This window comes from Serratia sp. CY38905 (assembly GCF_052168875.1).
Taxonomy (GTDB): Bacteria; Pseudomonadota; Gammaproteobacteria; order Enterobacterales; family Enterobacteriaceae; genus Serratia; species Serratia sarumanii.
The window spans coordinates 455,284-468,106 of record NZ_JBJNLV010000001.1 but is presented as its reverse complement, the minus strand read 5'-3'; the positions used below and the strand labels follow the sequence as shown (position 1 = coordinate 468,106).

The following is a 12,823-nucleotide window of genomic DNA, read 5'->3' as shown; positions in this document are numbered from 1 at the left end:
GGTAACTCACAGCTTAGTGCTGTTCGCGACCCCCGCGCAGATAAATTACCCAGTAAGTCAACCCAACCAGCAGACCGCCACCGATGATGTTACCGATGGTGACCGGAATCAGGTTGTCGATGATGAAGTTGCTTACTGTCAGATGAGCGAATTGCTCAGGTACCGCCCCTACGGCTTGCCAGAATTCCGGCGTGGCGAAGTGTTTGACCACGATGCCCATAGGGATCATAAACATGTTGGCGATGCTGTGCTCGAAGCCGCTGGCGACAAACATCCCGACCGGCAGCACCATGGCGAGCATCTTGTCGGTCAGGGTGCGGCCGGAGTAGCTCATCCAGACCGCCAGGCAGACCATCAGGTTAGCCAGAATGCCGAGGCACACGGCTTCGATAAAGGTGTGATGCAGCTTGTGGTCTGCGGTTTGCAGGACATTCAACCCCCACTGGCCATTGGCGACCATATACTCGCCGGAGAACCAGATCAGCGCCACGAAGAACAGCGCGCCGACCAGATTGCCGAGATAAACGTTCAGCCAGTTGGCGCCCAGCTGGCCCCAGCTGATGCGGCCGCTGGCCTTGGCGATGACGATGAGCACGGTAGAGGTGAACAGGTCGGCGCCCGACACCACCACCAGCATTAACCCGAGAGAGAAGCAGATGCCGCCGACCAGTTTCGCCAGCCCGAAAGGCACGCCGGCGGTGCCGGTGGTCGCCGTGATGTAGAAGACGAAGGCGATGGAAATGAAGACACCGGCGGTGATCGCCAAATAAAACGTTTTCAGCGGATGTTTGGTGGCTTTATACACGCCGGCATCTTCAGCGATTTTCGCCGTTGCCGCAGGTAAAATCAGATCGAAGGGGCTGTCAGTTTTCAAACTAACTCTCGCTCTTAAGGGTTAAAACAACGCAATGAGATACTAGCAAAGCAGTATAGGGGAAAATTTGATTTGGATCATAAGGCGGGGAGGTAGAGCGGCAAAATGACGTGTTTTTTGTGTGGTTTTTGTGGTTAATCTATTGATTTTCAAGATAAAACAATTTTTTAATGTTTGCAAATTTTTTTGAATGAGCAGAGTGGGCCGCAGGCGCTAAAGTTAAATTTTTAGGCGTTTTGTCGCCGCGCAGCGCTGAAAGTTTAATTATCGGTTAATTATTATTTCACCGTCCGGCAACAATTGACGGTTTATTTATTTTTATGGTCGTTTAACCGCCTATTTTCCGGCGAAAAAATAAAACCGCATGCGTTGAAATAAACCGCAAAAATGAAAACGCCGCAACGGCGTGCGGCGTTTGGCAGCAGGGGTACTCCCAAAGTGGCAGTGCCCCTGATGACGCTTAGGCTTTGACCCAGTGGCGGCGTTTGGCCGCCTGCAGCTTCTCGTAGGCCGCCAGCAGCGCCTGATGGGCCGGCAGCGCCTTCAGATCGGCATCGACGGCGAACAGCCCGTTGAAGCGTTCTTCACCGCTGATGGCGGCGGAGGCGGCGTCGACCGCTTCCTGGCCATACATCTTCACGAACGCGGTATAGTATTGCGCCGCTTCGCGTTCAGGCTCCTGCGCCAGCAGCAGCAGCGTTTGCAGGCAGCGGTAGTAGTTGCTGCGCGCCGGGCTCAGCACCGAGGCGTTGAAGTCCTGCGTCCATTCGGTCCAGATCAGTGCCTGATCCAGATCGCCGCCCGCCAGCGCCAGCATCGCCTTCAGCTCGCCCACGCGCAGGGTATGCCAGGCGTTGTCTTTGCCGCTGGCAATGCCCAGCAGTTCGCGTACGCGGGTGAAATCGTCCAGCCCTTCGTCGTCCAACTGCTCGACCAGCGCCAGGTACTCTTCCGGTTCCCACTCGCTGCCCGGCAGCGCCAGCAGCGTGTCGCGCAGGTGCGCGCCCATGCTGTTGTTGGCCAGCAGCAGGTCTTCCGCCGGATAAATGTCGGACATGCCCGGCACGATGATGCGGCAAGCGTAGACGCCCAGGTGCTCGTAGTCGGCGATGTACACTTCCGCGTCTTCCTTGTCGAAGATGCTCATCAGGGTGGCGAACTCTTCCTGCGTGCTGCCGCTGAAGTTCCAGTCAACGAACGGGTAATCCGCGTCCTGTTTGAACAGATCCCAGGAGATCAGGCCGCTGGAGTCGATGAAGTGCGTTTCCAGGTTGGTGTGTTCCGCCACTTCTTCGTCATCGAAGGTCGGCGCGGTGAACACGTCGAGATCTTTCAGGCTGCGGCCCTGCAGCAGTTCGGTCACCGTGCGTTCCAGCGCCACGCCGAAGTCCGGGTGCGCGCCGAACGAGGCGAAGCAGGTGCCGTTGGTCGGGTTGAACAGCACCACGCAGATCACCGGGTAGTTGCCGCCCAGCGAGGCGTCATAGGAGAGGATCGGGAAACCTTCCTCTTCCAGTTTGGCGATGGCTTCCACCACGCCCGGGTAGCGGTTCAGCACTTCGTCCGGGATCGCCGGCAGGCTGATGGATTCGGCGATGATGCGGTTTTTCACATAGCGCTCGAACACTTCCGACAGGCCCTGCACGCGCGCTTCGTTGGCGGTGTTGCCGGCAGACATGCCGTTGGAAACATACAGGTTGCCGATGATGTTCATCGGGATGTACACGGTTTGCTGATCGGACTGGCGGGTAAACGGCAGCGCGCACACGCCGCGATCGGCGTTGCCGGACTGCAGATCGACAAGATCGCTGGCGCTCAGCTCTTGCTGCGGATCGTAGAAGGCGTGCAGGCGTTCGTCGAGGATGCCGGCCGGCAGCGCGTCGTCTTCAGGGATCGGGAACCATTTCTCATTCGGGTAGTGCACGAAGTCGCCTTCGGCGATCTGCCGGCCCAGATAGAAATCGGCGAAGAAGTAGTTGGTGGACAGGCGCTCGAAATATTCACCCAGCGCGGAGGCCAGCGCGGCTTTTTTGCTGGCGCCTTTGCCGTTGGTGAAGCACAGCGGGCAATCGCGATCGCGAATGTGCACCGACCACACGTGCGGCACCGGGTTCAGCCAGGAGGCTTCTTCGATGTTGAAACCGAGATCGCTCAGTTTCTGCTGGAAACGGGCGATGGAGTCTTCCAGGGCGGCGTCTTTACCGGGGATAAAAGTTTGCGTCATTGTCTTCACTTTTTGCGCGTACTAAAAACGCGCAATGATACGGGGTTTTACGCTGGAGCTCCACGTATTCCTAAAGCGGCGGCAAAGTCACAGTTTTTTTAAGGATAGGGGCCATAATTCAGCGAGTTATCTGTCACGGAGAAATCTAATGAAATCAGTGAAACTCAGCGCGTTAACCCTCTTGTTGACCGGCTTCAGCGCCTCGGCGCTGGCGCTGCCCAACATCACCCTGCTGGCGACCGGCGGCACTATCGCCGGCGGCGGCGATTCGGCGACGAAATCCAACTATACCGCGGGCAAGCTGGGCGTCGAGGCGCTGGTCGATGCGGTGCCGGAGCTGAAGAACGTCGCCAACGTGCAGGGGGAGCAGGTGGTGAACATCGGCTCGCAGGACATGAACGATCAGGTCTGGCTGACGCTGGCGAAGAAAATTGATGCCGACTGCGGCAAGACCGACGGCTTCGTCATCACCCACGGCACCGATACGCTGGAGGAGACGGCCTATTTCCTCGATTTGACGGTGAAATGCGACAAGCCGGTGGTGCTGGTGGGGGCGATGCGGCCGGCGACGGCGATGAGCGCCGACGGCCCGTTCAATCTGTACAACGCGGTGGTGACGGCGGCGGATCAGCAATCGGCCAACCGCGGGGTGCTGGTGGCGATGAACGACACCGTGCTGGATGCGCGCGACGTCACCAAGACCAACACCACCGCCGTGCAGACCTTCCAGTCGCCGAACTACGGCCCGCTGGGGTATATCCACAACGGCAAGATCGATTACCAGCGCTCGCCGCAGCGTAAGCATACCCGGGATACGCCGTTCGACGTCAGCAAGCTGAACGAATTGCCGAAGGTCGGCATCATCTACAACTATGCCAACGCCTCCGATGCGCCGGCCAAGGCGCTGATCGCCGAAGGCTACCAGGGCATCGTCAGCGCCGGGGTCGGCAACGGCAACCTGTATAAAACCGTGTTCGACACCCTGGCGACGGCGGCGCACAATGGTGTGGCGGTGGTGCGCTCATCGCGCGTGCCGACCGGCGCCACCACCGAAGATGCGGAAGTGGACGACGCCAAGTACGGCTTTGTGGCCGCCGGCACGCTGAATCCGCAAAAAGCGCGCATACTGCTGCAGCTGGCGCTGACGCAAACCAAAGACGCGAAGCAGATCCAGCAGATGTTCAATCAGTACTGATCGTTTTCTCTCCTGCGGGGGCCGGCCGGGCTCTCGCAGCCATCTTGGCTGAATACAGCATAAAACACCGCGTTAACCCGCTGAATTTCCCCATATCACAGGGTTTTATCGTCCAAACAATCGCGACGGCCGCAGAGCCTGTCATCACCCGGCGCGGCCGTTTGCCGCCGACGGGCGAATAAGCGTTGCAGCCATGGGGCGTGAGTGATAAAACCGATGGGTTGGTTAACGCGAGCGTTAACTTCGGGCGTCTTTTCGACAGGTCGCTTTTCTGCGGCGAACAGTGAATGTGGTGAGGGGAAATGACTCAGGTTTATAATTTTAGCTCTGGCCCGGCGATGCTGCCGGTGGAAGTGTTGCGTCGTGCGGAACAGGAACTGTGCAACTGGCACGGGCTGGGCACGTCAGTGATGGAGATCAGTCACCGCAGCAAAGAATTCATCGCCGTTGCCGAGCAGGCGGAACAGGATCTGCGCGATCTGCTGAAAGTCCCCTCCAACTATAAAGTGCTGTTTTGCCACGGCGGCGCCCGCGCGCAGTTCGCGGCGCTGCCGCTGAACCTGCTGGGCGACAAGGCCACCGCCGACTATATCGACGGCGGCTATTGGGCGCACAGCGCCATCAAGGAAGCGGAAAAGTATTGCGCCCCGAACGTCATCGACGTGAAAACCCGCATCGACGGCCTGAGCGGCATCAAGCCGATGAAAGAGTGGCAGCTCAGCGACGACGCGGCTTACGTGCACTATTGCCCGAATGAGACCATCGACGGCGTGGCCATCGATGAAACGCCGGACTTCGGCGACAAGGTGGTGATCGGCGATTACTCCTCGACCATCCTGTCCCGCCCGCTTGACGTCAGCCGCTTCGGCGTGATTTACGCCGGCGCGCAGAAAAACATCGGCCCGGCCGGCCTGACGCTGGTGATCGTGCGCGACGATCTTTTGGGCAAGGCGCGCAAAGAAGTGCCGTCGATCCTCGATTACACCGTGCTGGCCGAGAACGACTCGATGTTCAACACCCCGCCGACCTTCGCCTGGTACCTGTCCGGGCTGGTGTTCAAATGGCTGAAAGAGCAGGGCGGCCTGGTGGAGATGCAAAAACGCAATCAGGCCAAGGCCGAGCTGCTGTACGCGACCATCGATAAATCCGACTTCTACCGCAGCCAGGTGGCGATCGCCAACCGTTCGTGGATGAACGTGCCGTTCCAACTGGCCGATGCGGCGCTGGACAAGGTGTTCCTCAGCGAAGCCGAGGCCATCGGCCTGCAGGCGCTGAAAGGCCACCGGGTAGTTGGCGGCATGCGCGCTTCTATTTACAATGCCATGCCGCTGGCCGGCGTGCAGGCGCTGACCGATTTCATGGCCGACTTCGAACGTCGTCACGGTTGATTCCGTCAGCCCGCCAGGCGCGGGCTGCCTCAGGCTGTTGTCCTTTTGCATTAAAGCGGCTCCGGCATTATTCCGGAGCCGTTTCGTTTATCAGAATTGGAGAGTTTTGTTCACATGGTGGATTCCCTGACGTTACAACCGGTCGCCCTGGTCAATGGCACCGTCAACTTACCCGGCTCGAAGAGCGTTTCTAACCGCGCTCTGCTGCTGGCGGCGCTGGCGAAAGGCACGACCCGGCTGACCAACCTGCTGGACAGCGACGACGTGCGTCATATGCTGAACGCGCTGCAGGCGTTGGGCGTGAACTACCAGCTTTCCGCCGATCGCACCCTGTGCGAAGTGACCGGCGTGGCCGGGCCGCTGGTGGCCGAACGGCCGCTGGAACTGTTCCTCGGCAATGCAGGGACGGCGATGCGCCCATTGGCGGCGGCGCTGTGCCTCGGCGAAGGCGACGTGGTGCTGACCGGCGAACCGCGCATGAAAGAGCGCCCGATCGGCCATCTGGTGGACGCGCTGCGCCAGGGCGGGGCGCAGATTGATTACCTCGAGCAAACCGATTACCCGCCGATCCGCCTGCGTGGCGGCTTCCAGGGCGGCGACGTCACCGTTGACGGCAGCGTCTCCAGCCAGTTCCTGACCGCGTTGCTGATGACTGCGCCGCTGGCGCCGCAGGATACGCAGATCCACATCAAGGGCGAGCTGGTTTCCAAGCCGTACATCGACATCACGCTGCATCTGATGCGCACTTTCGGCGTATCGGTGAGCCACGACAACTATCGGGTGTTCCATATCCAGGGGCGCCAGACGTATATCGCGCCGGGCGATTACCTGGTTGAGGGCGACGCGTCTTCCGCTTCTTACTTCCTGGCGGCGGCGGCTATCAAGGGCGGGACCGTGCGCGTGACCGGCATCGGCCGCAAAAGCGTGCAGGGCGACACCAGGTTTGCCGACGTGCTGGAGAAAATGGGCGCGCGTATTACCTGGGGCGACGATTTCATCGAGTGCAGCCGCGGTGAACTGCGCGGCATCGACATGGACATGAACCACATTCCGGACGCGGCGATGACCATCGCCACCGCGGCGCTGTTCGCCGAGGGGCCGACCACCATCCGCAATATCTACAACTGGCGGGTGAAGGAGACCGACCGTTTGGCGGCGATGGCCACCGAGCTGCGTAAAGTGGGGGCGGAAGTGGACGAAGGGGAAGACTACATTCACGTCGTGCCGCCGGCCAAACTGCAGTTTGCCGAGATTGGCACCTACAACGATCACCGCATGGCGATGTGTTTCTCGCTGGTGGCGCTGTCGGATACGCCGGTTACCATTCTCGATCCGAAATGCACCGCGAAAACCTTCCCGGACTATTTCGAACAGCTGGCCCGCATCAGCCAGCCGGCGTAACCCGTCAAATCGTTTATTTTAAGGCCCCTTTGTGGGCCTTTATCGTTTTTAACCTTTGGCGGCCGGCATTTCTTCTATACTTTTTCGCGGTTGTGCGCTTATTTTCAACAACCGGACAGTTCCAGGGTAACAGATCGCCGTAGGGCAGCGTATAATACGCCACCGTATTTGCCCCTGATTGGGCAGGTGACAGAGAGTACGGCGCGCGGGCCTTGAGCCGAAGCGCACCGTGTCTCTGTGAGGTTTTCTACCTGAAGGAGAGAGAAATGACGGCTACAGCCCCGGTGATAACCGTTGATGGACCAAGTGGCGCAGGCAAAGGCACGCTGTGTAAAGCGTTGGCCGAGTCTCTGGGTTGGCGTTTGCTGGACTCCGGCGCGATCTATCGCGTGCTGGCGCTGGCAGCGTTGCATCATCAGGTGGATATCACTTCTGAGGAAGCGCTGGTTCCGCTGGCCGCACATCTCGATGTTCGCTTCGTTGCCCAGGACGGCAAGCTGCAGGTGATTTTGGAAGGTGAGGACGTCAGCAATGAGATCCGCACCGAAACCGTCGGCAACACCGCGTCGCAAGCGGCGGCGTTTCCGCGCGTGCGCGAGGCGCTGCTGCGCCGCCAGCGCGCATTCCGCGAGGCGCCCGGCCTGATTGCCGATGGCCGCGACATGGGCACGGTGGTGTTCCCGGACGCGCCGGTCAAGATTTTCCTCGACGCCAGCTCGGAGGAGCGCGCGCACCGCCGCATGCTGCAGTTGCAGGAGAAGGGCTTTAATGTTAACTTTGAACGTCTTTTAGCCGAGATAAAGGAACGGGACGACCGTGACCGTAATCGGCCTATCGCGCCTCTGGTGCCCGCTTCTGACGCCCTCGTGCTGGACTCTACCAGCATGTCGATCGAAGAAGTGATCCGGCAGGCGTTGACGTATGCACAGAAAGTGTTGGCGTTGCCGCAGCAATAAGCGCGGCGGCGCTATTGGCTTTTTGTCATATTTGTCATAGCGGTATCGCAATATATCGGGTAAAATTTTACCCCTGTAACCTTAAACCCTGTCGGCATGGAGCCAATGGCGGGGTATGTGAAACAACCCCATTCGGCGGGACGCTAAATGGACGTTAAACTAAAGAACCCTGAAGATTAACAACATGACTGAATCTTTCGCTCAACTCTTTGAAGAATCCTTAAAAGAAATCGAAACCCGCCCGGGTTCCATCGTTCGTGGCGTCGTTGTTGCTATCGACAAAGATATCGTGCTGGTTGACGCCGGTCTGAAATCTGAGTCTGCCATCCCGGCTGAGCAATTCAAAAACGCCCAGGGCGAGCTGGAAATCCAGGTTGGTGACGAAGTTGACGTTGCTCTGGATGCTGTTGAAGACGGCTTCGGTGAAACCCTGCTGTCCCGTGAGAAAGCTAAGCGTCACGAAGCTTGGATCACGCTGGAAAAAGCTTACGAAGAAGCTGAGACTGTAACCGGTGTTATCAACGGCAAAGTGAAGGGTGGCTTCACCGTCGAGCTGAACGGCATCCGCGCGTTCCTGCCAGGTTCCCTGGTTGACGTGCGTCCGGTACGTGACACTCTGCACCTGGAAGGCAAAGAGCTTGAGTTCAAAGTCATCAAGCTGGATCAGAAGCGCAACAACGTTGTCGTTTCTCGCCGTGCGGTTATCGAATCCGAGAACAGCGCTGAGCGCGATCAACTGCTGGAAAACCTGCAGGAAGGCATGGAAGTTAAAGGTATCGTTAAGAACCTCACTGACTACGGTGCATTCGTTGATCTGGGCGGCGTAGACGGCCTGCTGCACATCACTGACATGGCTTGGAAACGCGTTAAGCACCCAAGCGAAATCGTCAACGTTGGCGATGAAATCACTGTTAAAGTGCTGAAGTTCGACCGCGAGCGTACTCGTGTATCCCTGGGCCTGAAACAGCTGGGCGAAGATCCATGGGTTGCTATCGCGAAACGTTACCCAGAAGGCACCAAGCTGACTGGTCGTGTAACCAACCTGACTGATTACGGCTGCTTCGTAGAAATCGAAGAAGGCGTTGAAGGTCTGGTACACGTTTCTGAAATGGATTGGACCAACAAAAACATCCATCCGTCCAAAGTTGTTAACGTGGGCGACGTAGTGGAAGTGATGGTTCTGGACATCGATGAAGAACGTCGTCGTATCTCCCTGGGCCTGAAGCAGTGCAAATCCAACCCATGGCAGCAGTTCGCAGAAACCCACAACAAGGGCGACCGCGTTGAAGGTAAAATCAAGTCTATCACTGACTTCGGTATCTTCATCGGCCTGGACGGCGGCATCGACGGCCTGGTTCACCTGTCTGACATCTCCTGGAACGTTGCAGGCGAAGAAGCAGTTCGTGAATACAAGAAAGGCGACGAAATCGCAGCGGTTGTTCTGCAAGTTGACGCAGAGCGCGAGCGTATCTCCCTGGGCGTGAAGCAGCTGGCTGAAGACCCGTTCAATAACTACCTGTCTATGAACAAGAAAGGTGCTATTGTTACTGGTAAAGTCACTGCAGTTGACGCCAAAGGTGCTACAGTTGAATTGGCAGGCGGCGTAGAAGGTTACCTGCGTGCATCTGAAGCCTCTCGCGACCGCATTGAAGATGCAACTCTGGTTCTGAACGTAGGTGACGAAGTTGAAGCCAAATTCACCGGCGTTGACCGTAAGAACCGCGTTGTAAGCCTGTCCGTACGTGCTAAGGACGAAGCTGACGAGAAAGACGCCATCGCAACTGTTAACAACAAACAGGAAGAAGGCAACTTCTCTAACGCAATGGCTGAAGCTTTCAAAGCGGCTAAAGGCGAGTAATGACGGGGGGCGGTCTCTGACCGCCCCGATACGGTAGTTTAGCTGCAAAGCTTGGAGGTACTATGACCAAGTCTGAACTTATTGAAAGACTTGCTGGCCAGCAATCTCATATTCCGGCGAAGGCCGTTGAGGATGCAGTGAAAGAGATGCTTGAGCACATGGCCGCAACGCTGGCTGAGGGCGAACGCATTGAGATCCGCGGATTCGGCAGTTTTTCTCTTCACTACCGTGCCCCGCGTGTAGGCCGCAACCCGAAAACCGGCGACAAAGTCGAGCTGGACGGCAAGTACGTTCCTCACTTCAAACCAGGCAAAGAGTTGCGTGACCGCGCCAATATCTATGGCTAGTCGCTGACTGCCCATAGCGTTGTTGCTTGTAAAGAATATAAAACGGTGCCTTTAAGGCGCCGTTTTTTTTCGCCTGCAATTCCCCGAGCTCTGCTTGTGAATTGCGTACCGCGCCGCATTTGCGGTGTGGCTGCTGCATATGCCTCTCTTATCCTGCCGTGCTCGCCGCATCCTCACTAAAGCCCGCTGGCGGCGACATGTCGCTTGAATAATCCTGCTTGCTCTTCGTGACGCGTTTTTGCTCATGGTGAAGCCGATGGGAGAAGAGCGATCAAAATTTCGCTGGATCTGGCGATATTCGCCGTTATCTGCGGCATCCTGCCGCTGCTGCTTTTACCGCAGTTGCCAGAGCAATGGTTGCTGTGGCCGATGCTGCTGGTCGCCGGTTTACTGCTGCGCACCCGTTGGCCGTTCTGCCGGTATTTGGCCTGCCTGGGATTGGGATTCATATGGGCAGTTTTCAACGCCGGAAGCCTGCTCGGGCAAATGGATCGCTTAAGCCGCGTGCCGGAAGTGACGGCGGTGGTGCAGATAAGCAGCGTCGCACTGGAGCCTGCCGTCAGTAAGCAGACCCTGATGCGCATCGAGCGGGTCGACGGCCATTGGCTGGCGCCTGCGCTGGCGTTTACCACGACATGGGCTCCGAAAGAGCAACGGCTGTGTGCCGGGCAGCGTTGGCAATTGAAACTGCGCATGCGGCCGGTGCATGGCAAGCTCAATGAAGGAGGCTTCGACAGCCAACGTTGGGCGATCGCACAGCGCCAGCCGTTGACCGCTCAGGTCAGGCAGGCGCGCTTGCTGGAGGGGAATTGCGGCCTGCGCCAGCGCATTATCAGCCATGCTGAAGCCAACATTGGTGAATTGCGTTACAAGGCGGTGTTGCTGGCGTTGGCGTTTGGGGAAAGAACCGCGCTCGAACAGGCTTTGCGCACGCTGATGTTGAAAACCGGTATCGCTCATCTGATGGCCATATCGGGGTTACATGTTGCGATGGTCGCCATTTTGTTCTGGGCAGTGCTGCGCGCGCTGCAGTTTTTCCTCCCCGCCCATCTGATTGGTTATCGCTTTCCGTTGATCGCGGGCTGGGTGGCGACGCTGATCTATGTTTGGTTGGTGGGCGCCCAGCCGCCGGCGGTGCGTACCGCGTTGGCGATGACGCTGTGGATGCTGCTGCGTTTGCGCGGCGTGCATTGCTCTTCATGGCAAGTGTGGCTGTGGTGCATCGGGCTTATTTTGCTGTGCGATCCGTTGGCGGTCTTGTCAGACAGTTTCTGGTTGTCGGTACTGGCGGTGGGGTGCCTGATTTTTTGGTTCGAGTGGGCACCGCTCGGCGAGCGATTTCGTTCGGCGTGGTATTGGGCTCCGGTGCGCTGGCTGCATATTCAGCTAGGCATGACGTTGCTGCTGGTGCCGATGCAGGCCGCGCTGTTTCTGGGCCTGACGTTGACCTCGCTGCCGGCCAATCTCTGGGCGGTGCCCATCGTCTCATTGGTGACGGTGCCGTTGATTTTGCTGGCGTTGATTTGCGGCATCTTCCCCTCGCTAAGTTACGGGCTTTGGTGGTTGGCGGATTTCACGTTGGGATGGGTGTTTGTGCCGTTAAATTATCTGCAGCGCGGTTGGGTGGATTTGGGGGCTGCCTCGTTGCTTGCCAGCGCGTCGGGATGGCTTCTCGTTATCTGTTGGCGCTTTCATTGGTGGTGGCGCTATGCGCCTGGACTGGCAGCGATAGCCATATGCTGCGTGTTATGGCGAGGTAAAGCACCGGATTACCATTGGCGCGTCGACATGCTCGATGTCGGGCACGGCCTGGCAGTGGTGATCGAGCAAAACGGCAAGGGGATACTGTACGACACCGGCGATCGTTGGGCGACAGGCAGTGCCGCAGAACGGCATATATTGCCGATGCTGAACTGGCGGGGCATTGAGCTGGAGCAGATCATTATCAGCCATATTCATCTCGATCATATCGGCGGGCTCCCGACGATGCGGCGAGCGTTCCCGCAAGCTACCGTGCGCAGCCCGATACGCGGGGAAGGGCATTTACCCTGCATCGCCGGCGAGCGTTGGCGCTGGCAGTCGTTGCAATTCGAGGTGCTGTGGCCGCCGAAAATGCTCAAAAGGCCGGTTAATGACGACTCTTGCGTGATCCGTATCGACGACGGGAAATACAGTCTGCTGCTCACCGGCGATGCGGAAAAGAGGGCGGAGGCGCAGCTGCTCCGATTGCGGCGCGACCGCTTAACGGCCACGGTATTGCAGGTGGGGCACCATGGCAGCAAAACTTCCTCAACACCGCCTTTTTTGCGCGCGGTTAATCCCGAAGCTGCGCTGGCGTCCGCATCTCGTTACGGTAAATGGCGTTTGCCGGCGCGTAAAGTGGTCGCCCGATATCGGGCAAATGGCATTACATGGCATGATACGACGCGCTCCGGCCAGTTGTCGGTGCTTTTTTTCGACAACGATTGGCAAATTAAAGGCTTTCGCGAACAATTAATGCCCCGTTGGTACCATCAGCGGTTTGGCGTAGAGGGCGATAATGAGTAAAATAGGCCGCTATTTCTTCCGATGCTGGTATTT

Annotated in this window: 9 protein-coding genes; 7 read left to right on the top strand and 2 right to left on the bottom strand. The window is 58.1% G+C overall.

From position 1 onward, the window contains the following. Positions 1-13: 13 nt before the first annotated feature. On the bottom strand, positions 14-874 hold the full coding sequence (gene focA, locus ACJ8MK_RS02430; RefSeq protein WP_019454548.1) for a formate transporter FocA: 861 nt from the start codon (positions 872-874) through the stop codon (positions 14-16). A gap of 460 nt (positions 875-1,334) precedes the next feature. Further along, positions 1,335-3,098, bottom strand: a complete 1,764-nt coding sequence (gene ycaO / locus ACJ8MK_RS02425) for a 30S ribosomal protein S12 methylthiotransferase accessory factor YcaO (RefSeq protein ID WP_193169094.1) — start codon at positions 3,096-3,098, stop codon at positions 1,335-1,337. A gap of 148 nt (positions 3,099-3,246) precedes the next feature. Between ycaO and ansB the strand changes: the two genes are divergently transcribed. The 7 genes from ansB to ACJ8MK_RS02390 all read left to right on the top strand — a co-directional run bounded on the left by ansB (position 3,247) and on the right by ACJ8MK_RS02390 (position 12,790). Further along, the gene (ansB, locus tag ACJ8MK_RS02420; RefSeq protein ID WP_060429855.1) at positions 3,247-4,293 is read left to right on the top strand and encodes an L-asparaginase 2; all 1,047 of its coding nucleotides are present in this window, start codon (positions 3,247-3,249) and stop codon (positions 4,291-4,293) included. 302 nt (positions 4,294-4,595) lie between these two features. Next, on the top strand, positions 4,596-5,681 hold the full coding sequence (gene serC, locus ACJ8MK_RS02415; protein WP_033637853.1) for a 3-phosphoserine/phosphohydroxythreonine transaminase: 1,086 nt from the start codon (positions 4,596-4,598) through the stop codon (positions 5,679-5,681). A 114-nt stretch (positions 5,682-5,795) separates the two neighbouring features. Further along, positions 5,796-7,082 (top strand): 3-phosphoshikimate 1-carboxyvinyltransferase, encoded by a 1,287-nt coding sequence (aroA, locus tag ACJ8MK_RS02410; protein ID WP_033637854.1) that lies wholly within the window; start codon positions 5,796-5,798, stop codon positions 7,080-7,082. Between the two features lie 266 nt (positions 7,083-7,348). Continuing rightward, on the top strand, positions 7,349-8,038 hold the full coding sequence (gene cmk, locus ACJ8MK_RS02405) for a (d)CMP kinase (RefSeq protein ID WP_004928270.1): 690 nt from the start codon (positions 7,349-7,351) through the stop codon (positions 8,036-8,038). 184 nt (positions 8,039-8,222) lie between these two features. Beyond that, positions 8,223-9,896, top strand: a complete 1,674-nt coding sequence (rpsA, locus tag ACJ8MK_RS02400; protein ID WP_004928267.1) for a 30S ribosomal protein S1 — start codon at positions 8,223-8,225, stop codon at positions 9,894-9,896. Positions 9,897-9,958: 62 nt separating this feature from the next. Continuing rightward, positions 9,959-10,243: an integration host factor subunit beta gene (ihfB, locus tag ACJ8MK_RS02395; RefSeq protein ID WP_004928264.1), complete on the top strand. Its 285-nt coding sequence runs from the start codon at positions 9,959-9,961 to the stop codon at positions 10,241-10,243. 276 nt (positions 10,244-10,519) lie between these two features. Then, on the top strand, positions 10,520-12,790 hold the full coding sequence (locus ACJ8MK_RS02390; protein ID WP_080431148.1) for a ComEC family protein: 2,271 nt from the start codon (positions 10,520-10,522) through the stop codon (positions 12,788-12,790). Positions 12,791-12,823: the final 33 nt, after the last annotated feature.

What these genes read in the sequence shown, in the direction of transcription:
- cmk (WP_004928270.1), top strand. Translation starts at nt 7,349, where the DNA reads ATGACGGCTACAGCCCCGGTGATAACCGTTGATGGACCAAGTGGCGCA.
- serC (WP_033637853.1), top strand. Translation starts at nt 4,596, where the DNA reads ATGACTCAGGTTTATAATTTTAGCTCTGGCCCGGCGATGCTGCCGGTG.
- aroA (WP_033637854.1), top strand. Translation starts at nt 5,796, where the DNA reads ATGGTGGATTCCCTGACGTTACAACCGGTCGCCCTGGTCAATGGCACC.
- ihfB (WP_004928264.1), top strand. Translation starts at nt 9,959, where the DNA reads ATGACCAAGTCTGAACTTATTGAAAGACTTGCTGGCCAGCAATCTCAT.
- ycaO (WP_193169094.1), bottom strand. Translation starts at nt 3,098, where the DNA reads ATGACGCAAACTTTTATCCCCGGTAAAGACGCCGCCCTGGAAGACTCC.
- rpsA (WP_004928267.1), top strand. Translation starts at nt 8,223, where the DNA reads ATGACTGAATCTTTCGCTCAACTCTTTGAAGAATCCTTAAAAGAAATC.
- ansB (WP_060429855.1), top strand. Translation starts at nt 3,247, where the DNA reads ATGAAATCAGTGAAACTCAGCGCGTTAACCCTCTTGTTGACCGGCTTC.